Raw genomic sequence first — 19,316 nt, forward strand, 5'->3', positions numbered from 1 at the left:
CAGGTGTCGGCTTGGTGGCCTTGCTGCTGCCCGCTTCGGCGGGCTCGCCGGACATCGTCAATTTTTCGGACGAGGAAGTTGGCACAGATTCGAAGGCGATGCCCGGCGTGGTAGGCATTTGGCGGATCGAAACGGAAGGCGACAACAAGGTGTTGGCCGTCGACGGGCGCCAATGGAAGGAGGGACAGACTTCCGCTGGTCTCGCAGACAAGGCGCGGGCCCTCTATGGGGAGCGGTACGCCGAGTTCCTCGACCGCGTCCAGGCCTATGCATACTTCCCCTATGCTGTTCTTGAGGGCGTGCCGGATTTCCGCGATGGAGAGATCGCCGTCCGTTTCGAGGGCATCAGCGGCCGCATCGACCAGGGTGCAGGGATATTGTTCAACCTTAAGCCCAATGGCGACTATCTCACGATTCGCGCCAACCCTCTGGAGAACAACCTTGTGTTGTGGAAGTTCGAAAAGGGGAAACGCTCGTCGGTGACCTGGGTCAAGAACACCCCAACCTCAACCCATGAATGGCACGACCTGAAGGTGCGCATCGCCGGCACCAAGGTCGAAGGCTATGTCGACGGCAAGCTCTACCTGCAGGACACGCTGCCTGAGCCGGTGACCGGGCGTGTTGGCTTGTGGTCGAAGGCCGACAGTCACGTGTATTTTGATGACTTCACCGTAACTCCGGCTGGTTAGGCGGTACGCTTTCAACCAGCTTTCAAAGCTAGTACGGTGCGCCGGAGTCCGGTCTTCCGGGCGCCCGCGTTTGGCCCGGTAACGGGTGATTATTTCCATCGCACACGAGACTCAAGGGGCGGGCGGGCTTTTGCGAACCGACGCGTTCGGAACGATCAAAGGTCCGCTTCGTTCTGATCGGATGGACTGGATTAGACTAGGCCTCCTGGCGTTGGCGGGGTTCCTCACCTGGACACTGAACACCCTCTCGGCCGGAGGCGGAGGTCTATTGCTGATCCCCGCCGTGACTTTCATCACAGGGAGCGCGGCGGTTGCGCCGGTCATCACCTTGACCGAGCTCATCGGCAATCCCATCCGCGCCCTGGCCTTCCGGCGCGACATCGATTGGAGCCTGGTCCGTTGGTACCTGCCCGGCGCCATCGCCGGTGCCGCTGCGGGCTCCTGGCTCTTCGCCAACAGTCGGGCGGAATGGCTCCAGATACTCATAGGGATCTATCTGATCAGTGCAGTCTGGGAATTTCGCGGCGGCGCGCGCGAGCGGAGCTACCGAGCCCGCCGCTGGTGGTTCCTCCCGGCCGGCCTGATCGTCGCGCTGTTGTCGGCGCTGATGGGTACGGTTGGACCCGTCTTGAATTCGCTCTATCTGAACTACGGTTCGGAGAAGGAGACGTTGGTCGCCACGAAATCGGTGAACTCGTTTGTGACCGATGTCGTCAAGGTCGCGGTATTCACCGGACTCGGGACGCTCGGTGGTCAGGCGGCCATATACGGCGCAGCCGCGGGTTTGGGCGCCGCGCTTGCCAATCTGCTGGCCAAGCCCTGGCTCGAACGCCTGAGTGGAAGACAGTTCCGCGGCCTTGTGGTCGCGCTCATGGCTGTCAGTGGAGCGCTGATGATCTGGAACCAGCACAGCTTGGTTGTGCAGGCCTGGCGCGCGGCCACAGGAATGTCTTAACAATGTCGATGTTGGCTGGAGCCCTTCGCGCGCTGTACCGTAGCTTGGTTGGCCGGTCCCGCGACGCGCAGAGGCTGGCAAAAGGCCTGCGCGCAGCCCTCGACAAGGTCGCCGTCAAAAAGAGCTAGGCTTCCCAAACGTCTATATCGGACGGGCCTCTTCGGCTGGTTCCTTCGAACCAGCCGATCTAACCAGCTCAGCTTCGAAAAGGTTCGCGAGGTCAGATCACGCTCAGCGTCACAGCGGCAAGAACAAGATAACGGCCGACCTTGGCGGCAGTGACCAGCAAAAAAGCTCGCGCAGGACACCGGCAATGACAGTCAGCCTCGCGAAACGCGTTGGGGGCAGAAACGCCATCTTTCAGATAACCGGGCGGCGGCCGCTATCGGCCAGATGACAGGCTGCCACGCCGCCATGCGGCACCGATCGCAGCATCGGTTCCTCGACCCGGCAGACATCGATCGCCACCGGACAGCGCGTGTTGAACCGGCACCCCGGAGGCGGCGCGCTGGGACTTGGCGGATCGCCGGCGAGAATGATCCGGCGGCGCCCGGCTTCGATGCGAGGATCGGGAGAAGGAACAGCCGACAGCAGCGCTTGGCTGTAGGGATGGGCCGGCTCGCGAAACAGCGGGCGGGTCAGGCCGGCTTCCGAGATGCGGCCGAGATACATCACCGTCACGTTCGAGCAGACCTCGCGCACGATCGCCAGATCATGCGCGACAATGACAATGGTCAGGCCAAGCTGTTTCTGCAACGACGTGAACAGGTTGACGATCTGCGCCCGGATCGAAACGTCGAGCGCGCTAAGTGGCTCATCGCAGACCAGTATGGACGGCTTCAGCGCGAGCGCGCGCGCAATCGAAACGCGCTGGCGCTGGCCGCCGGAAAGCGAGCGTGGAAGCCGATCGAGCACCGTCTCAGGCAGCGCAACCAGTTCCAGAAGCTCGGCGATGCGGCGCCGGCGCTCGACTGATGAACCGAAGCGATGAATCTGCAGCGGCTCCTCCAGTGTCTGGTAGACGGACTGGCGGCGGCTCATCGACCCCAACGGATCCTGGAAGACGAACTGGACTTCGCGGCTGAACGACTTCCTGTCCGATTTCAGCCATTCGGTGCGATCCCTTCCCCCAATCAGGACGGTGCCTTCGCTCTCCTTCTGCAAACCGACGATGGTGCGCGCCAGCGTAGTCTTGCCGCAGCCGGACTCGCCGACGATGCCGTGGAACGCGCCGCGCGCGACCGTCAGGTTTATGCCATCGACCGCCCGCACCGCGCCGACACCCGAACGGTTGGCGAAATGGACCTTTAGTCCCCTGACCTCGATCGCCGCGACATCAGACATGGACGGCGATCCCCTCTCGTTTCAGCACGACCGGGCAAGCCACACGGTGCGGGCTCGTCGACGCGGATATCGTCTGCAACGGCGGCCGGTGCTGCCGGCAACCGGCTTCGACCAGTTCGCAGCGCTCGGCAAACCGGCAACCCGGTTCCAGCCGGATCTGGTTTGGCGGCAGGCCCGGTATCTCGCGGGTCGCCGCGCGTTCGTCGGCGCGAAAATCCGGCACCGATGCGAGCAGCCCGCGCGTATAGGGATGGACCGGCCGGGTCAGCACATCCATCGCCGTCCCCTCCTCCGCCACTTGGCCGGCGTAAAGCACGATGACGCGGTCGGCGACGGAAGCGACCACGCCGATATCGTGCGTGATCAGCACGACCGCGATGCCATCCTCGCGCTGGATCTGACGGATGAGCTCCAGGATTTGCGCCTGGACGGTGGCGTCCAGCGCCGTGGTCGGCTCGTCTGCGATCAGCACGCGCGGCCGGGCCGCCAGCGCCAGCGCGATCATCGCCCGCTGCAGCATGCCGCCCGACATTTCGTGCGGATAGCGGTTGTAGCGATCCTCAGGGTCCGGAATGCCGGAGCGTGCCAGAAGCGAGACCGCTTCCTTGCGCGCGGCCTCATGCGACAGGCCGGCGAAGCGGCGCGCCTGGCGGGCCAGCTGCGGGCCGATTTTCAGCATCGGGTTCAACGCGCTCATCGGGTCCTGGAAAATCACGCCGAAATAGCGCCCGCGCAGGTCCGACAATTGCCGGGAACCGATGCTGAGCAGTTCGCTTCCGTCGGCTCGCGCCGATCCCTTCATGTCCACGGTCACGCCCTCGGGCAGCAGGCCGAGCGGACCGAGCGTCATTACGGTCTTTCCCGAACCGCTTTCGCCGACGACCGCGACCGTTTCTCCGGGACGGACGTTGAACGACACCCCGTCCACCGCCCGCACCGAAACGGTGGTGGCGTAGAGGTCGATGACCAAATCTTCGATCGAATAGATCGGCTGACCGTCGCTCATGCTGAAGTCGTTCCCGTTTCGACGGCGTTGCGCTCCGCTTCTTCGCGAGCACGCGCGTTACGGCGCTTGCGCAATGTCGCGCCGCGAACCGGCCGCGGCACCTTTTGCAATGCGAAGGCTTCGCCCAGAAGGTTGAAGCTGACCACGACCAGCGTCAGTGCCAGGCCGGGCAGCACGACGAGGCGCGGCACCTCCTCGATGTAGCTCATGCCGTCGACCAGCATCTGGCCCCATTCCGGTGTCGGCGGCGCGACGCCAAGTCCGAGAAAGCTGAGCGTCGCGATGGCCAGCACAAGCGCGCCGGCGTCGGCGCTTGCGTAGACGACGACGAGAGCAAGCACATGCGGCAGGATATGGCGGGCAAAAATCCAGAGATGACCGGCGCCCATCACGCGGGCCGCCTCGATATAGGGCTGCTGCAGCTCGGCGGTGACGACGGCGCGGCTCATGCGGGCATAGTTCGCCCACCACGCCAGGGTGAGCGCCGTGATCATCGACCAGTAGCCGGTGCCCAGAATGCCGATCAGCGCCAGCGCGATCACCAGGCTCGGAAGCGCCAGCGCGATGTCGATGATGCTGATCAGCACGAGTTCGACACGGCCGCCGACATAGCCGGCGAAGGAGCCGATCGTCACGCCGATCGCCAGAGCGGCGACAAGCACGATGACCATCGCCACCAGGGAAATGCGGGCGCCACCAACGATGCGGCTGAAGACGTCTCGGCCGAGATAGTCGGTGCCGAGCCAGTGGCTCCAGCTCATGCCCTCCAGTGTCGCCGAATAGTCCTGCGCACTCGGATCGTAAGGCATGACCGCAGGAGCGAAGATGCCGATCAGCACAAAGCCGATTACGGGGAGCAGCACCAGCCACGGCCAGTCCTTGATGTCCCTGATAGCAGAAATGTTCATTGCCTCATGCTCCCCGCGCCCGGCGCATTCGCGGATCCGCGACGATGCAGATCATGTCGACGATGAAATTGACCATGACGAAGAAGACGACAAACAGCAGCAGCACCGACTGCATGCCGATGAAGTCGCGAAAGCGTATCGCCTCGATGAAAAAGGCACCGACGCCGCGCAATGCAAATACCGTCTCGACCACGATCGATCCGATGATCATCAGCGTGAATTGCGCCCCGAATGTCGTCAGGAACGGAACGGCGATGTTGGGCAGCGCCTCGCGCAGCAGCACCTGCGTTCTGGTATAGCCTTTTGCGAAGCCAGTGGTCGCAAACGGCCGCGACATCGCTTCCTGGAGGTTGACCCGAACGACACGGCTGAGAACGGAGGCTGGGAACAGCGCGATCGTCACCCATGGCAGAAGCCATGAGGTGAAGCCGCTCGTGCCGAAGGTGGGCACCCAGCCGAGCATGACCGAAAACACGATCACCAGCAGCGCCGCCACGAAGAAGTTGGGGGTCGATGCGCCGATCAGCGAAAATGCGTGCAGAAACCTGTCCATGAAGCCGCCATTGCTGACGGCCCCGGCAATGCCAAGCGTGATCGACAAAATGAAGGCGAGAACGCCGCCGCCGGCAAGCAGAGCCGCCGTCATCGGGATGCGGGCGGCAAACTCCGACGAGATCGGCTTTCCCGTTCGTAGTGAGATGCCGAAATCGCCGGCCAACGCGCCGGAAAGCCAGCGTCCGTAGCGGATCGGCAACGGGTCGTAGAGCCCGAGCTCGTTGCCGATCTTGGCGATCATTTGGGCGTCCGCGCCGGGACCTGCCGCGCGCTCGGCAATCAGCGCCGCAACATTGCCCGGAGCCGCCGCAACCAGGGCGAATGTCAGCGCGGATGCCGCCAGGATCAAAAGGCAGGCAAGCAGCATCCGTCGCAGGATCGTGCGTTTCATCGTCAGGCCTCACTCGGACTCGAAGTCTTCAAGCCTTTAGGGTGATCGCCTTGAACGGCAAGTCGTAGTCGGTCGCCGGAAGCGAGAAGTTCTCTGCGCGCGGATTGTGAGCCCACAGCCGCTGGCTGACGACAAGCGGACAGATGGCGGTGTTGTCGTGCAGCCAATCGTAGAGGGCCTGCATCTTCAGGTCGCGTTCGGCGCCACTCGCGTCAAGCGCAGCCTTGACCACGCCATCGAGCGCGTCCGAGACATAAATCTTGCCGTCAGGCCCGCTGTCTGCCGTCGAGACGAAGGCATTGCCAAGGGTCCCGTGAGGGTCATAGGGAGCGCCATAGGTGGTGAAGAAAGCGAGATCATAGTCGAAGGCGGGGCGCCGTTCATGCATGGTGGCATTGTCGACCGAGGAGACTTGGACCTGGAAACCGACCTCGGACAATTGACCCTGGATCATTTCGGCGATGCGCCGCGATCCCGGCAGGGACTCTTCGGAAACCAGAAAGTCGATGGTCAGAGGAGAGCCAGCCTTGGTCCAGGCGCCGCCGCTCTCTGCCCAGCCCCCGTCGGCAAGTATCTTCTTGGCCGCCGCCACGTCATGCACCGGCACGTCATGCCGCTTGCCCGACGACGGCACGTTCGCCGGGAACAGATCGGCGGCCGGGTCGGCAAAGCCCTCGAACAGGACCTTGGCGATCGCCGCCCGGTCGACCGATGCATAGACGGCATCGCGAACGGCCTTGTCGGCGATGATCTTCGACTTCGGCGAATAGCCGAGCAGCATTGTCGCGGTGCCCGGCTCGGCAACAACCTTCATGCCGTCGCTTTCCAGCGCACGGGCGCGGCGCGGCGATAGCGTCGCCACCCAGTCGCCACCGATGACATCGAGGTCGCCTGAGCGGAGGCCGTTGGCACGAGCGAGTTCATCGGGAACCACCTTCAATTCCATGCGGCTGAAAAGCGGCTTTTCGCCCCAGTATTTGTCGTTGCGAACGAGGCTGGTGCCGCTCGAATCGTATTTTTCGACGATCCATGGACCGGTTCCGATCGGCGCCGTCTGCTTGCCATCCTTGTCGACTGCCTTGGGCGACAGGAAACGAACTGGGCGGACGATGGTGAGTTCGAGGAGTGCGGCCGGCACCGGTCGCTTCAGCTTGACCGTCAGCTTGTTCGGCCCATCGGTGACGATGCTGTCGTACGCATCGGAGACGCCAATCCAGGAGAAGTCGCTCACCCCCATCCATCGCTTGAGGTTCCATTCGGCTGCGGTGGAATCGAACGGCGTGCCGTCGCTGAAGGTCACGCCTTCACGCAGATCGAAAGCGATCGAAAGCTGATCGTCGGCAATGGTCCATTTGGTGGCAAGTCCCGGCTCAAGCGCGCCGTTCTGGCCGTAGTGGATCAGCGCATCGAAGACGATGGTGTAGGTGCTCAGCGTTGAAACATTCTGCAGCAGGTCGAGATCGCCGGTCTCCGCGGCGATGGCAATCTTCAGCGTGTCGTTGGTTTCGGAAAAGGCGGTGCGTGGCAGCGCAGCGGCGAAGGCAAGGCCGGCGGTGGAAACAAGGAAATTGCGGCGGTCGAGAGTGATCATTTCAGTTCCCCATTTTTGATTGATTGGTAGCGATTGTACACATGCATTCCCATTTGTATAGACATATTCGGCGCCAATCCAAGTTGGCGCACAGCGCTGCGCTTGGCAAAGGAAAGCGCCATCCTGCGTAATGTCGCGGTGCCGGCGCGGGTCTCGACAAGCGCTAAGTCCAGCTCAGCGTCATCGCCGTCAGCGCGAGGTAGCGGCCGACCTTCGCGATCGTGACGATCGCAAGGAAGCTCCAGAATGGCTCCCGCAGCGCCCCCGCCACGACCGTCAGCGGATCGCCGACGAGAGGCAGCCAGCTCAACAGCAGCGACCATCGTCCATAGCGCTGATACCATCGCGTCGCGCGTGTCAACGCGGAGGGCTTTACCGGGAACCATTTGCGGTTGCGAAAGCGATCGATCCCCCGGCCGAGCCACCAGTTGACGATCGAGCCGAGCACATTGCCTGCGCCTGCGAAAGCGATGAGCAGAGCCGGAGCATGGCTTCCTGTCAGGAGCAGTCCCGCAAGGGCTGCTTCCGATTGCATCGGCAGAATGGTCGCCGCGGCAAACGCGGTCAGGAAAAGACCGCCATAGATGGCGAGCTCGCCAGGCATTTCGAGCTCTCAGCTTGCCTTGGGCCATTTCGGGTGCCGATCGTCGACGACGTAGCCATGCGAATGCTCATAGCCCGCTTCCGACCATACTGCGTCGCCGATGTGCCGGTCGTCCTCAGGCAGATCGACATGCGTATGTACAAACACGTCGGGATCGTGTTTCGGCCATAGCCAGATCGCGGCAAGCAGGGCCGCGGCGCCTATGACGCCGAGCAGAATGAAGGTGAAGGGCAATCCCATCGCGGCACCGACGCGGCCGGCAATGGGATAGGTGATCAGCCAGCAGGCATGCGAAAGCGCGAATTGGGCCGCAAACAGAGCGGGCCGGTCGACGGCATCGGCAGAACGCCTGATCAATCGGCCCGAAGGCGTCTGCGCCAGCGAATAGCCGAGCCCGAGCACGAACCAGAGCGGCAGCAGCAGATAGTAGCTGCCGGCGAGCGGTCCCACCAGCACGCCCGCGACCAGGATCGCGGCGCCCGAGAGCATCGCAACCCGGTCCGGGACGTTCTCCAGCAGCCGCGGCAGGGCAAGCGCTGCAATCATCGATCCGCCGCCAAAGGCGGCGAGCGCCAGCGCCGTGTCGCTTTGTGAGAGGCCGAACTGCGCCTGCACCAGGACGACCGTGTTGACGATCACCATCGCGCTTGCCGCCGCGACGGCAACGTTAAGGGCCAGCAGCCCGCGCAATCGCGGCGTCGCCAGATAGATGCGGATTCCGCGCGTCGTGCGTTTATAGATGCCGCGCGGCTCCGAGGCTTGCGGGCTGGGCAGCACCACGGAGACGACCAGCGCCGCGGACGCCAGGAAGCCGACAACCGTACCGGCGAACAGGCTGTGGAAGCTGATGACGGAAAGCAGCGCCGCCGCCAGCATGGGACTGACGACGCTTTCCAGGTCGTAGGCCAGTCGCGACAGCGACAGGGCTCGCGTGTAGTCCTTCTCCTCGGGCAGCACGTCAGGAATAGAGGCCTGGAAGGCCGGAGTGAAGCCTGCCGACGCCGACTGCAGGACGAAGATGAGAAGATATACCTGCCAGACTTCGGTGACGAAGGGCAGGAACACCGCGACTGCTGCCCGGATGAGGTCGAGCGAAACCAACATGGTGCGGCGTGGCAGGCGCTCTGCGAACGCAGCGGCGACAGGCGCCACGCCGACATAGGCGATCATCTTGATAGCGAGCGCCGTGCCGAGCACCGCGCCTGCATCGGCGCCGGCAAGATCATAGGCCAGCAGCCCGAGTGCTACGGTGGCAAGGCCAGTGCCGATCAGGGCGATGACCTGGGCCAGGAAGAGATGACGGTAAGTGCGATTGGCCAGGACCTGAAGCATATTTGTCTTCTTGCAGCGGATGACGGTTCGTCGAGAACTGGCGCGAACGGCCTGCCTGTCTCAGTGATGGTGACCTTCCGGCTCGACCATCTTGAACGGCAGCACCTGCTCGCGACCCTTCGCGGCCAGGATCAACCTCGCCTGGAACTCATGCGGCTCGGCAGGGGCGACGGTGCTCTCAAGGCGGTGATGGTTGTCGCCGACAGGTTCGAGGCGAAGCGTCTCCGGCCCGCCGGGGCGGTCTATGATCACCGTCGCTGCCAGATCGTCGGCATGCCGATCGATGGTCAGCCGCATCCGCTCGCCGGCCGGTGTGTCGACGATTTCCAATGTCCCTGCAGCCAGCTCGCATACGACCTTGAACGGCTCCGGTGCATGATGATGAGCATGAGAGGTTTCCCCCCGCTTGGCGGTCGAACCGGCTGAGCTTTCGAGGCGGACATTCGCCTCCGCCAACGCCGGCAAGTGGGCGAACAGTTCCTCCTTAAGGGCTTCGCTGACGCCCAGTACGTCTTTGGCCGTCGCCGCATCCGGAACACTGATGGCGACGTCGGCATGTAGGCGATGGCCGATCCAGCGCGCCTGCACACTTCCAAGGCGCTCGATGCCGGACACATGTTCGGCGGCATGATGGATTTCGTCGATGATGCCGGGCTCCACACCATCGAGCATGCGCGTCAACACGGCTTTCGACGACTGCCAGACGATGGCGAAGATCGCCGCGGTGATCAGCAGTCCGATGATCGGATCGGCAAGCGGAAAGCCCAGCCAGACGCCGATAGCGCCCAGCACGACCGCCAGGCTGGTAAAGCCGTCGGTGCGGGCATGGTAGCCGTCCGCGATCAGCGCCGCGCTGTTGATCTCTCGTCCGACGCGGATGCGAAATACGGCGACCGCTTCATTGCCGATGAAGCCTATGAGGCCGGCGATGGCGACCCAGCCAAGAAATGCGATGGGACGCGGATTGATCAGCCTGTCGATCGCCTCATAGCCTGCGACGATGGCGCTGAAAAGAATGATGAGAACGATGACGATCCCGGCCAGATCCTCGACGCGGCCCAGGCCGTAGGTGAACGCCTTGCTCGGTTTGCGGCGGACCAGCATGAAGGCGATCCACAGCGGGACGGCGGTGACCGCGTCGCCGATATTGTGGATGGTGTCGGCCAGCAGCGCCACGCTGCCGGAGAGGAACACGACCACAAGCTGGAGCGCTGCCGTGACGGCCAGAACGACGAATGACCATTTGATTGCCCAGATGCCGCGCGTCGTCGTGGCGATCGTCGGATCGATGACGCCGTGGGTGTGGCCATGGCCGCCATCACCATCACCATGATCATGTCCATGGCCGCCGAAGCCCTGCGTCATCGGACCGAAGCCGAACCAGTCGCGTATCTTATCCATTATGGTGTTCTCTCACAGGTACTTGGTGATATCCTTGAACTCGTCGATCGAGCGGCGCTGCTCGCGCGCCAGCGGCCCGACGACGTCTTCAAGGCAATGGTTGAGATGATCCTGGATCAGGGTCTTCTTGGCTTGCGCGATGGCCCTCTCGACAGCATGGAGCTGCTGGGCAAGATCGAGGCAGGGCCGGCCCGCTTCGATCATTTCGATGACGCCCTTGAGATGTCCGCCAGCCCGCTTCAGGCGCTTGACGATATCGGGATGGGTTTCGTGGGTATGAGGCTGCTTGCTCATCTCTTGATACTATCCTCTTGGAGGGGATACAACAAGCCTCAAAGAGGCCTCGATTCCGGTGCAGTCAACAACCATTCGTTAGGATTTTGGAGAATAATCGCCGTTCATGCCGAATCGGATCCACAGCACAGTTTTTTGTCTGGTCATCGCTTTAGCGATGATGTTCGGCGTGCTGCGTCCTTTCGGCTATTCGACCTCACACGATCCGATCGCGATTGCCACCGCGGTTGAACGTCACGGCGGAGCCGCCGCGCAGATCGAAGATCATGACCACGCACACGATGACGGCGTTGCCGACGAGCAGAGCGCTGGCCATTTTCACGGGCACAATGCGGCCGACCACTCGCACGAGACGGCGAGCACGCCAGCCGACTTCGCACCGACCGTTCCACAGGTCGAACGGGGCTGGCTGAATTACCCGCCGACTTCCGTCGATCCGGGCACGACATTCCGGCTCGAGCGACCGCCGAGACCATTCCTCGCCGCATGATCGCGGCCGCTCGCGCGGCCACCCTCAACGACGAAGATTGGAAATTTTATGCAAGAACCCTTCGACCGGGGCCACTGGCGACCCGCCCTGCCCCTGCTTATCGCTCTGCTGACCCTGCCGCTGCTCGCCGGGGCAGCCTTTGCCCATGCCGTCGCCGCCGGCGACAAGGGCTACATCCAGGAAATCTCGGGCATCAACGTGTTGCCCTTCATCTATCTCGGCGCCAAGCACATGGTGACCGGATACGACCACATCCTGTTCCTGTTCGGGGTAATCTTCTTCCTCTACCGGATGAAGCATATCGGCATCTATGTCAGCCTGTTTGCGCTCGGCCACTCCACGACCATGCTGCTTGGCGTCTACTTCAACGTCGGCATCAACAGCTACATCATCGACGCGATCATCGGCCTTTCCGTGGTCTACAAGGCGCTCGACAATATGGGCTCTTTCCAGCGATGGCTCGGCTTCCAGCCGAACACCAAGATCGCGACGCTGGTCTTCGGCTTCTTCCATGGTTTCGGCCTGTCGACGAAGATCATCGAATACAACATCTCGCCGGACGGCCTGGTGCCCAACCTTTTGGCCTTCAATGTCGGCGTCGAGATCGGGCAGCTCTTGGCTCTTGGCGCCATCCTGATCGTGATGGGCTACTGGCGCCGGACACGAAGCTTCTGGCGCCACGCCTATACCGCAAACGTCATCATGATGACGGCTGGTTTCCTGCTGATCGGATATCAGCTCACCGGCCTGTTCGTCGCCGCATAAGGAACCGAATCATGTACAACACCGACCTTCCCAGCCGCGCCGATTTGCCGACGTCAGCGCAGCTCAAGCGCTCCACCTTCATTGCCGCGCTGACGGCGTTCGCCTTGCTCATCACGGTCGTCATGCCGTCCGAGTATGCGATCGACCCGACTGGAGCAGGCAGATTGCTCGGCCTCACCAGAATGGGCGAAATCAAGACACAGCTGGCAGCCGAGGCGGCAGCCGACGAAATGGCCAGCGCGAAGGCACCAACCGAGCGGATGACGCAAATGGTCCCTCCGGCCGAATTGATGGCGCGCATGGACCGAATTGAAAACCTCCTCGTCGCTCTGACCGCCGAACGGCCTGCTTTGCAGCCGTCGCCAACTGGGGAGGCGGTATCCCAAGACAATGTGACAGTTGGAGAGATCGCTCCTGCCGAGGCTCCGGCCATTGCTACAACGCCTGCCACCGAAGCAACCTCGGAAGCCCCGATCCAGCCAGATGGAAGGCAAGACGAGCTATCCTTCACGTTGGCGCCAGGCCAGGGTGCCGAAGTCAAGCTCGTGATGCGGCAGGGCGCCAAGGCAAACTTTTCCTGGACAGCTGACGGTGGCGTGGTGAACTTCGAGACGCACGGCGATGGCGGCGGTCAGTCCGTCAGCTATGAAAAGGGTCGCAGCGTTCCAGCTGACGAAGGTGCCATTGAAGCCGCCTTCGATGGAAATCACGGTTGGTTCTGGCGCAACCGCGGTGGCAGCGACGTGACCCTGACGATCCAGACTGAAGGCGACTACATCGACATCAAGCGTATGATCTAGCGCATACAGGGTCGCCCGGCGCCACTTCGAGCGTCGGGCGTCACCTATCCGTCTGTTCCACCGACGAGCGCAGATGCACGTCGAAGCTTTGCGCCGCGAGGAAGACACGGCTGACCTTCAGGTAAACGGGTCTTGATCCACCGCTCGATCTGGTTCACGGCATTTCAGCCCGACGTGATCTGCCAAACGGCTACGCCGGCAAGCGCCAAGCCGGCAGCGCCCTCAATGGCTCGGGAAATGGCATCGAACAGGCGTGGCCGGCTATCGAAAAAATGCACCAGACGTTCACGAAACAGGATCGACAGCACCGCAACGCAAGACAGCGTCAGCGCCACGCCGACCATCATGGTGATTGCGAAAAGAATGCCGGCGACCGGAACGCCTCTGGATATCGCAAAGGTCATCACGAAAAGCGTCAGCGGGCATGGGATCAGGCCGGCCATGACGCCGACGGCCTCGCCCTCATGCTTGTGGTGATGGCCGTGGCTCAATGCGCGCCAGAGCATCCAGATGCCGATCAGGCCAAGCAGGCCCCGACTGACGTCTTCCAGCAGCGGGGCGCGGCCAACACTGCCCAGGGCAATCGATACCAACGGCAACGAGAGCGCCGCGATCAGCACGGCAATCGTTACATGCGTGAAGGAGAGTGTCAGCGACACCAGAAGCCCACGCCGGACGCTGGCGTCCGATCCTGCCAGATAGGTGGCCAGGACAGCCTTGCTATGGCCCGGCGTCAGCGCATGCGCCGCACCGAACAGAATGCCCATGGGCAGAAAGGCCGTGAACGCCAGCCAACCGCCGCCGGCCGCAAGCAGTTTGATCTGCTCGGCCAGCGCCAGGTAGATCGTGCGTTGGAACTCGACCAGCGTCTGGAACATGGCCATCGAACCGGCTCCGGGTCAGCCGCACGTCAATTCGAGGCGCGTCGCGAAAATCTTGCCGAGATCGGTCCCCGTCGGATCACTGAAGAACGCGTCTGTCAGGCTCTTCTGGTTCTGCGCGATGGCCGTGTCCGGATCTGGACGGACGACGGAACGTGAGCAGCCTTGCGGCAGACCGGCCACCGCAATCTTGTCGTCGTCGGTAAAATCGATTGCCGTGTAGAAGGTCGGATCGTAGACACCGATACTGACTTTTCCAGCAAGGGCCAACGGGTCCTTCGGCTGCGTTTCGAACTGGACGACGAGTTGATCGTTTTCATAGCTGACGCTGAACTTCGGCGGTGGCGCCATCGTCACGTCCTTGCCGTTCAAGGTCACCATCTGAAAGTAGTTGTACTCGGCCAACGACGCATGGACGGTGAGAGCGACTTCATCGAGTTCCTTGGCATCAAGGACAAGGTCGGAATTCTTGTCGAATTCCATCAGCACAGTGCTGGAAAAGAGGTCGTCGAAACGCCAGAGATGCCGAAGCGACTTGAGCGTTCTGTCTGGACCGACGGTCAGGTCCAGCGTCGCTTCGGCAAACACATGCGGATGGGCGTTCGCTGCCGCGGCGGAAGCGAGCAACAGCGCCGCGCCTGATACCATGCCTGTCAGTTGCATTTTTCGCTCACATTTCGCTCGTCGATTCCGCATCAGACAGGACACCTGCCATTGCAAGCAGGCCGAAATGGGACGGGCCAAAGCCCAACCTTGATCGATCAGGGCTGTGTTGCTTCATTTAAGGAGGCAGCTACCCAAGGTCGCCCTTCAGCCAATGTTTGAGCATGATCACCGCGATACCAGCAAGGATTGCCACCACTATCATCCAGATGATCTTTTGCCGATCGCTCAATTTGCTGCTCCAGATCGATTCAGAGCATTCCTATCGCGAGTTCCTTGCAAACGCAAAAAGCCCCGCGTCCCGTGCAGATAACACCAGCTGATCCGCCCTAGTCGTCGGCGATCGAGCTTGCAATGACCGTGTTCGATGTGATCCGGGACCTCGGGAACGTCAAATGGACAAGCTGCTTGCGATTGCCGGCTGTCAATATGTAGAGTTTGGAAACTTGCATTCCGTTTCTGTCCTCGCCGATTGTTTCGGCATCCGTCCGGGCGAAGAAACGCTCCTTGAATGGGGCGCGGTCGACATCGAATAGCTTTATGGAGCAAGTTTGTACGTCGTCACCGGTCGCCTCGCAGCCCTGGAAGGCGTCTACGTCATCGACGGGGGCAAGTGCTGCGTCGCCGGACAACGGAGTCCATCCGCGTCTCCTGGCCGCAGCGACGGTTCGTTCGAAGTCAGGTCGATGGGCAAGACAAATACCGTGAAAAGCTTCCAACGCCAGATCGACATTATCGGCACGCACCAGCGGCGATCTCAGGCATATAGCAGCGAGCGCCGGGATAAAGAGTGGCTTCGATATCAGCACACCGCAGGGTCAAAAAATGGACCCTCTGGCACGTTAGTCAAGAGTGCCATTTAGCGGGCCCAGCGGCTGCGACGAGATCGACCTCCATCCGACTGTCGGCGGCTGCGCCGTCGCCCCGTAGTATCATTCGCCAGTTATTCTCCGACGCGGTCCGCATTGAAGACCCGCGGTAGCCGTCGAACTTGTGCGTCCATCCCTCGGCCCTCGGGAGGCTTCTCCACCAGGGTGGGGATCAAAGGAGCGATGAACGCTGGCCGGCTGGTGCTGGCAGTTACTCGTTTACGCATGGAATCGTGTCTAGGTGGCAGGCATATATCCGCGCTCCACACGTCCCGACGTTGGTTGAGATCGGCAGCCAGACCGGCCAGCCACTCTGTGCGCCAGGCGGATAGAGGTGAGTGTCGATCGCGAATTGCAGAAACGTTGCCAGCGGATAATTGCAAAGTCAGCGCGTCACGCGTACGGATCCATAAGCCCCAGCGCGCTTACATCCATAAGCACCCCAAACCCGATGATCTGCTCCAGCGCAACGTTGCGAGATAATGTGCCCAAGCTTTTGGCCGGTTCGGACTTCATGCGGCTGACCAGGGCGTATCGGTTGTAGACCGCCAAACTGACCATCGCGACGAATAGGCTGATCTTGAACAGGAGAATTCGACCGTAGCTGTTGCGCGGATCGGGGAACGAGCCAAGCACGAGCCAAGTGTTCATGGCGCCCGTCAAAAAAATGAGCGCAACCGCCACCATACCAAAGCGGGAGAAGCGCCACAGGACGGTTTCCACGCCTGCGACTTCGGATGGATGCCGCTGTGCTGCCGCGACAAGCAGGCCGAGGGGCAGGAGGCCACCTATCCACGCCCCGGCACTTGCAACATGGAGAGCTTGAGTCAGTGAGCCTAGAAGGCCCAACGCCGCCGCGTGGCCCTGCCAACCCTCGCAGGTCAGTAGCAAGAAAGCCGGCCCGACGATCAATTCGGGCCGCCCCGAGAAACTGATCACCAGGAGCAGGAGAACGAGCGAAAGGCGAACAAACCAAACAGTTCCGAAGTCGCTTTCCATGAGGACGCCGCGCAAGGTGTCAACCATACCCTCGCGTCCGGAGAGCCCGGCCGTAAAGCACAGCAGCCAAATTGCCGCGAAGATTGCGGCCGCAAGTGCGAGGGCAGGATTGATGTTACGGGGTAGAGGCGCAAGCGCGGGAGCCGCGGTTCTGCCTAGCGCATAGAAAGGGAAGAGTGCCGACCCGAATAGAATCATCACTGAGAGGAAGTAGACCCACCGGGCGAAGGCCAGAGTGCCATCAACGTCCATTTCTACGGTCTGACTTCAAATTTGAAATTGCCCTTCACCTTGTGCCCGTCTGCTGACAGCGCGTGCCAATCAACTTGATAAACACCCGGCGCAAGGGACCTTGATACAGGTGCCACCATGTCCTTATCGCGCACCGCGATCTCCGTGGTGATCTTCGCACCATCCGGCCCCGAAAGATCGATGCCCGAGAATCGAGCCTCAATGGGTTCGCTAAAGCGCAGTCGAATCTCAGTGGGCGGAGCGGCAATGGTGCTATTGATCTCTGGAGTAGCCTCGACCAATCGAGCATGCGCAAGCGCCTGGCCGGATAATGGCACGCTCCACAGCGCAAGTGTGGCGATCATTCGGATAGTCCGGTTCAACGCGAACTCCTCCCGCGACGACGGTCATCAAAGACTATGCACTTCCTGACGAATATACGAATATTTGGTATTGCAGGGCCGCCACTGTTCGAGCTGTCACGAAACTTTCCATTTGCCGGAAAAGTGATGAGAGATCAGGCCAACCCGCTACCGACCGCCGAGACTCTCGATTGAAGGTCACGGACGCCGCAAGCGTTTGTAATTATCAGGACAAGCGCGGGCGAAACAAGCGTTGGCGCCCGCGTGACTCCATTTCAGCTACTTAACCGGGATCATGAGATGTGCGTATGGAGTGCCCGGCCACATCACATAGGGCTTGGATGTGTCAGGCTTGGGGTCCGTCGGATAGCCCTGCATCATGTCCATTGCGTTGACGATCATCACATGCGGGCCGGTCTCTATCCAATTGTTGCCTTCCTCGGGCTTCGTCGCATAGGGATCGGTGTTGCTGCCATCGGTACCGCCGGACAGCATGTACATGAAGCCGACCTTGCCCTTGGGCGGTTCCTTCTTTTCCATCCATGCCATCGCCCATTCCATCGCGTTGGCATCGCCGCACATTGGGTCCGGGCCGGGCGTGGACGGGCTGTCCGGCATGCACCAGAAGCCGTTCTTGCCCTCGCGCAGGGTGCGCATGGCGCCCTTTTCATCCGCGGCGTAGACCGCAGCGCCGCTTGCCACGGCAGGGGGTGCAGCAGATTCAGCGCTCTTGATCATCGCAGCGTCGTCGGCGGCTGCGCCTTGCATCGTAACCAAACTGCCTGCCGCCAAAAGGGCAGCGACCGTCAGAAGCCGTTTCATGGCCGTTCTCCGGTTTGAGTTGATCTTGTGCATGATGTCCGACGCACGGCTTTCCAGAGCCGTTTGTCGGTGATCAAACAGTAGCAGATTACATGCCTCCGGACAATTTATGTTTTAGCGCGCCTTCTAATGTCTTTGCAGTGGGCGTGCTATTAAACGGGGGCCTTCAAATCGGTCACGAAACTCTTGAGGGTTCACTAACCAGATGGTGCTGTTCAGCGAGTGGCCAAATTTGCGCGGTTTCCCAGCAACCTTGCTTGCGTCGTCAAATCGCCACCTGCCCTAACGCTAGATTAGCCCGCGCATCGTCAGTTCAGCCTTCAGATAGGCATAATAGATCGGCGCGGCGACAAGACCCGGCATACCGAACCAAGCTTCCATGAAAACCATCGCCAGAAGAAGCTCCCAGGCACGCGCATTGATCCGCGAACCGATGATCTTGGCGTTTACGAAGTATTCGAGCTTGTGAATGATGATGAGAAAAGCAAGCGAGCCGAGCGCTGCAAGGAAGGAGATGCTGAGGCTGACAACCACGATCACCGTGTTGGAGATCAGATTGCCGATGACCGGCAGAAGGCCAGCGACGAAAGTCAGCGCTATCATTGTCCTGATGAATGGCAGATCGATGCCGAAGGACGGCAGAACAGCGACGAGATAGATCGCCGTCAGAAACGTATTCAACGCCGAAATCCGGATTTGCGAGAACACGATGTTGCGAAAGGCCTTGCTCAGAATGTTGACACGATCCGCGAGCGCGACCGCCAGTGGGCCGGGCTCGCGCGATGGCGCCGCCGAGCTCACCGCGATCAAGCCGCCGATCACCATGCCGACGACAATGTGGACCACCAGGACGCCAACATCCCGCCCAACGAGTTGAAGCTGGCCGGCATGTTCGCGGAGCCACCGGGCCGCGAAGACTTCCAGTTCCTCGATGTTTGATGGAAAATAGGCCATCGCCCAGGATGGGAGATGGACGCGCGCGGTATCGATGATCTCGGCCATCTTCTTGAGGAGCGTCACGACGTTCTCCGAACCGCCAGTCAATTGCGACATGCCGCTAAAGATAGCGGCGGCTACCAGGAGCGTGAAGATCAATGCCACCAAGGTCAGCGCAAGGCTTTTCGTCAGGCTGTTGGAGACGCCGATTCGATGGAGCATCGGTGCGGCGAAATGAACGATGTTGAACACGAGAAGGCCCGAAAGCAGTGCCGGAAGCAGTCCGAGTTCGAGAACGGCGACGAGCGCTATAAGCGCAAGCAGGCACGACGCGAGATAGAACCATGAGAAAGTCAGCACTTTTCACCTGCAGAAGCAGCCAAGTCCTCTCCGGGTTTCATTAGCTTTGATACCCGGTGATGCGCAAG

22 protein-coding genes are annotated in these 19,316 nt (G+C 61.4%); 7 read left to right on the forward strand and 15 right to left on the reverse strand.

The genetic code is table 11. From position 1 onward, the window contains the following. The first annotated feature begins 14 nt into the window (after nucleotides 1-14). Nucleotides 15-689 carry a LamG domain-containing protein gene (locus tag NKI17_RS28875; protein ID WP_352577924.1) on the forward strand — a complete coding sequence of 225 codons (675 nt, stop codon included), beginning with the start codon at nucleotides 15-17 and terminating at the stop codon, nucleotides 687-689. Between the two features lie 181 nt (nucleotides 690-870). After that, nucleotides 871-1,644, forward strand: coding sequence for a sulfite exporter TauE/SafE family protein (locus tag NKI17_RS28880; protein ID WP_352907131.1), 774 nt, complete (start codon nucleotides 871-873; stop codon nucleotides 1,642-1,644). A 360-nt stretch (nucleotides 1,645-2,004) separates the two neighbouring features. Here NKI17_RS28880 and NKI17_RS28885 read toward each other — a convergent pair whose 3' ends face one another. The 9 genes from NKI17_RS28885 to NKI17_RS28925 all read right to left on the reverse strand — a co-directional run bounded on the left by NKI17_RS28885 (nucleotide 2,005) and on the right by NKI17_RS28925 (nucleotide 11,070). Next, complete coding sequence (locus NKI17_RS28885; protein ID WP_352907125.1) at nucleotides 2,005-2,988, reverse strand: oligopeptide/dipeptide ABC transporter ATP-binding protein; 984 nt, start codon at nucleotides 2,986-2,988, stop codon at nucleotides 2,005-2,007. Further along, the gene (locus NKI17_RS28890; RefSeq protein WP_352663507.1) at nucleotides 2,981-3,994 is read right to left on the reverse strand and encodes an ABC transporter ATP-binding protein; all 1,014 of its coding nucleotides are present in this window, start codon (nucleotides 3,992-3,994) and stop codon (nucleotides 2,981-2,983) included. Before NKI17_RS28890 ends, NKI17_RS28885 begins: the two co-directional genes overlap by 8 nt. Next, complete coding sequence (locus NKI17_RS28895) at nucleotides 3,991-4,902, reverse strand: ABC transporter permease (RefSeq protein ID WP_352797722.1); 912 nt, start codon at nucleotides 4,900-4,902, stop codon at nucleotides 3,991-3,993. Before NKI17_RS28895 ends, NKI17_RS28890 begins: the two co-directional genes overlap by 4 nt. 4 nt (nucleotides 4,903-4,906) lie before the next feature. After that, on the reverse strand, nucleotides 4,907-5,848 hold the full coding sequence (locus NKI17_RS28900) for an ABC transporter permease (RefSeq protein WP_352454977.1): 942 nt from the start codon (nucleotides 5,846-5,848) through the stop codon (nucleotides 4,907-4,909). Between the two features lie 28 nt (nucleotides 5,849-5,876). Next, nucleotides 5,877-7,439 carry an ABC transporter substrate-binding protein gene (locus NKI17_RS28905; protein WP_352797725.1) on the reverse strand — a complete coding sequence of 521 codons (1,563 nt, stop codon included), beginning with the start codon at nucleotides 7,437-7,439 and terminating at the stop codon, nucleotides 5,877-5,879. A 163-nt stretch (nucleotides 7,440-7,602) separates the two neighbouring features. Then, nucleotides 7,603-8,043, reverse strand: coding sequence for a YqaA family protein (locus NKI17_RS28910; RefSeq protein ID WP_352623815.1), 441 nt, complete (start codon nucleotides 8,041-8,043; stop codon nucleotides 7,603-7,605). Nucleotides 8,044-8,052: 9 nt separating this feature from the next. Then, on the reverse strand, nucleotides 8,053-9,375 hold the full coding sequence (locus NKI17_RS28915; protein ID WP_352907126.1) for an MFS transporter: 1,323 nt from the start codon (nucleotides 9,373-9,375) through the stop codon (nucleotides 8,053-8,055). 60 nt (nucleotides 9,376-9,435) lie between these two features. Then, complete coding sequence (locus tag NKI17_RS28920) at nucleotides 9,436-10,779, reverse strand: cation diffusion facilitator family transporter (RefSeq protein ID WP_352797773.1); 1,344 nt, start codon at nucleotides 10,777-10,779, stop codon at nucleotides 9,436-9,438. Between the two features lie 9 nt (nucleotides 10,780-10,788). Then, complete coding sequence (locus tag NKI17_RS28925; RefSeq protein WP_352693716.1) at nucleotides 10,789-11,070, reverse strand: metal-sensing transcriptional repressor; 282 nt, start codon at nucleotides 11,068-11,070, stop codon at nucleotides 10,789-10,791. 106 nt (nucleotides 11,071-11,176) lie between these two features. Between NKI17_RS28925 and NKI17_RS28930 the strand changes: the two genes are divergently transcribed. Genes NKI17_RS28930 through NKI17_RS28940 form a run of 3 tightly spaced genes read left to right on the forward strand, consistent with a single transcriptional unit; the run spans nucleotide 11,177 to nucleotide 13,125 of the window. Beyond that, complete coding sequence (locus NKI17_RS28930; RefSeq protein WP_352797729.1) at nucleotides 11,177-11,560, forward strand: hypothetical protein; 384 nt, start codon at nucleotides 11,177-11,179, stop codon at nucleotides 11,558-11,560. Between the two features lie 48 nt (nucleotides 11,561-11,608). Then, entirely contained in the window at nucleotides 11,609-12,325 is a 717-nt protein-coding gene (locus NKI17_RS28935) for a HupE/UreJ family protein (protein ID WP_352797731.1), read from the forward strand. 11 nt (nucleotides 12,326-12,336) lie between these two features. Next, nucleotides 12,337-13,125, forward strand: coding sequence for a hypothetical protein (locus tag NKI17_RS28940; protein ID WP_352577931.1), 789 nt, complete (start codon nucleotides 12,337-12,339; stop codon nucleotides 13,123-13,125). Between the two features lie 164 nt (nucleotides 13,126-13,289). On the opposite strand, the gene NKI17_RS28945 is transcribed toward NKI17_RS28940, so the two are convergent. Next, nucleotides 13,290-14,003, reverse strand: a complete 714-nt coding sequence (locus NKI17_RS28945) for a HoxN/HupN/NixA family nickel/cobalt transporter (RefSeq protein ID WP_352907132.1) — start codon at nucleotides 14,001-14,003, stop codon at nucleotides 13,290-13,292. A 21-nt stretch (nucleotides 14,004-14,024) separates the two neighbouring features. Next, nucleotides 14,025-14,669: a DUF1007 family protein gene (locus tag NKI17_RS28950; protein WP_502894645.1), complete on the reverse strand. Its 645-nt coding sequence runs from the start codon at nucleotides 14,667-14,669 to the stop codon at nucleotides 14,025-14,027. Between the two features lie 395 nt (nucleotides 14,670-15,064). Here NKI17_RS28950 and NKI17_RS28955 point away from each other — a divergent pair, with 395 nt between their 5' ends. Together NKI17_RS28955 and NKI17_RS28960 are read left to right on the forward strand one after the other, a co-directional pair. Beyond that, on the forward strand, nucleotides 15,065-15,205 hold the full coding sequence (locus tag NKI17_RS28955; RefSeq protein ID WP_352797733.1) for a hypothetical protein: 141 nt from the start codon (nucleotides 15,065-15,067) through the stop codon (nucleotides 15,203-15,205). Nucleotides 15,206-15,220: 15 nt separating this feature from the next. Next, nucleotides 15,221-15,532 (forward strand): hypothetical protein, encoded by a 312-nt coding sequence (locus NKI17_RS28960; protein ID WP_352907127.1) that lies wholly within the window; start codon nucleotides 15,221-15,223, stop codon nucleotides 15,530-15,532. A gap of 399 nt (nucleotides 15,533-15,931) precedes the next feature. Here NKI17_RS28960 and copD read toward each other — a convergent pair whose 3' ends face one another. From copD to NKI17_RS28980, 4 genes are all read right to left on the reverse strand, one after another. Beyond that, the gene (gene copD, locus NKI17_RS28965; protein WP_352797736.1) at nucleotides 15,932-16,789 is read right to left on the reverse strand and encodes a copper homeostasis membrane protein CopD; all 858 of its coding nucleotides are present in this window, start codon (nucleotides 16,787-16,789) and stop codon (nucleotides 15,932-15,934) included. Nucleotides 16,790-16,791: 2 nt separating this feature from the next. Beyond that, on the reverse strand, nucleotides 16,792-17,151 hold the full coding sequence (gene copC / locus NKI17_RS28970) for a copper homeostasis periplasmic binding protein CopC (protein ID WP_352907128.1): 360 nt from the start codon (nucleotides 17,149-17,151) through the stop codon (nucleotides 16,792-16,794). A 258-nt stretch (nucleotides 17,152-17,409) separates the two neighbouring features. Continuing rightward, nucleotides 17,410-17,952: a hypothetical protein gene (locus NKI17_RS28975; protein ID WP_352452020.1), complete on the reverse strand. Its 543-nt coding sequence runs from the start codon at nucleotides 17,950-17,952 to the stop codon at nucleotides 17,410-17,412. A 288-nt stretch (nucleotides 17,953-18,240) separates the two neighbouring features. Further along, nucleotides 18,241-19,248 carry an AI-2E family transporter gene (locus NKI17_RS28980; protein ID WP_352693726.1) on the reverse strand — a complete coding sequence of 336 codons (1,008 nt, stop codon included), beginning with the start codon at nucleotides 19,246-19,248 and terminating at the stop codon, nucleotides 18,241-18,243. Between the last annotated feature and the right edge of the window lie 68 nt (nucleotides 19,249-19,316).

Source organism: Mesorhizobium sp. M0816 (assembly GCF_040320005.1).
GTDB lineage: Bacteria > Pseudomonadota > Alphaproteobacteria > Rhizobiales > Rhizobiaceae > Mesorhizobium.

Bases quoted from the DNA above. Each gene is read 5' to 3' on its own strand.
- NKI17_RS28880 (WP_352907131.1), top strand. From the start codon at position 871: ATGGACTGGATTAGACTAGGCCTCCTGGCGTTGGCGGGGTTCCTCACC.
- NKI17_RS28885 (WP_352907125.1), bottom strand. From the start codon at position 2,988: ATGTCTGATGTCGCGGCGATCGAGGTCAGGGGACTAAAGGTCCATTTC.
- NKI17_RS28890 (WP_352663507.1), bottom strand. From the start codon at position 3,994: ATGAGCGACGGTCAGCCGATCTATTCGATCGAAGATTTGGTCATCGAC.
- NKI17_RS28895 (WP_352797722.1), bottom strand. From the start codon at position 4,902: ATGAACATTTCTGCTATCAGGGACATCAAGGACTGGCCGTGGCTGGTG.
- NKI17_RS28900 (WP_352454977.1), bottom strand. From the start codon at position 5,848: ATGAAACGCACGATCCTGCGACGGATGCTGCTTGCCTGCCTTTTGATC.
- NKI17_RS28905 (WP_352797725.1), bottom strand. From the start codon at position 7,439: ATGATCACTCTCGACCGCCGCAATTTCCTTGTTTCCACCGCCGGCCTT.
- NKI17_RS28910 (WP_352623815.1), bottom strand. From the start codon at position 8,043: ATGCCTGGCGAGCTCGCCATCTATGGCGGTCTTTTCCTGACCGCGTTT.
- NKI17_RS28915 (WP_352907126.1), bottom strand. From the start codon at position 9,375: ATGCTTCAGGTCCTGGCCAATCGCACTTACCGTCATCTCTTCCTGGCC.
- NKI17_RS28925 (WP_352693716.1), bottom strand. From the start codon at position 11,070: ATGAGCAAGCAGCCTCATACCCACGAAACCCATCCCGATATCGTCAAG.
- NKI17_RS28930 (WP_352797729.1), top strand. From the start codon at position 11,177: ATGCCGAATCGGATCCACAGCACAGTTTTTTGTCTGGTCATCGCTTTA.
- NKI17_RS28935 (WP_352797731.1), top strand. From the start codon at position 11,609: ATGCAAGAACCCTTCGACCGGGGCCACTGGCGACCCGCCCTGCCCCTG.
- NKI17_RS28940 (WP_352577931.1), top strand. From the start codon at position 12,337: ATGTACAACACCGACCTTCCCAGCCGCGCCGATTTGCCGACGTCAGCG.
- NKI17_RS28945 (WP_352907132.1), bottom strand. From the start codon at position 14,003: ATGTTCCAGACGCTGGTCGAGTTCCAACGCACGATCTACCTGGCGCTG.
- NKI17_RS28950 (WP_502894645.1), bottom strand. From the start codon at position 14,669: ATGCAACTGACAGGCATGGTATCAGGCGCGGCGCTGTTGCTCGCTTCC.
- NKI17_RS28955 (WP_352797733.1), top strand. From the start codon at position 15,065: ATGGACAAGCTGCTTGCGATTGCCGGCTGTCAATATGTAGAGTTTGGA.
- copD (WP_352797736.1), bottom strand. From the start codon at position 16,789: ATGGACGTTGATGGCACTCTGGCCTTCGCCCGGTGGGTCTACTTCCTC.
- NKI17_RS28975 (WP_352452020.1), bottom strand. From the start codon at position 17,952: ATGAAACGGCTTCTGACGGTCGCTGCCCTTTTGGCGGCAGGCAGTTTG.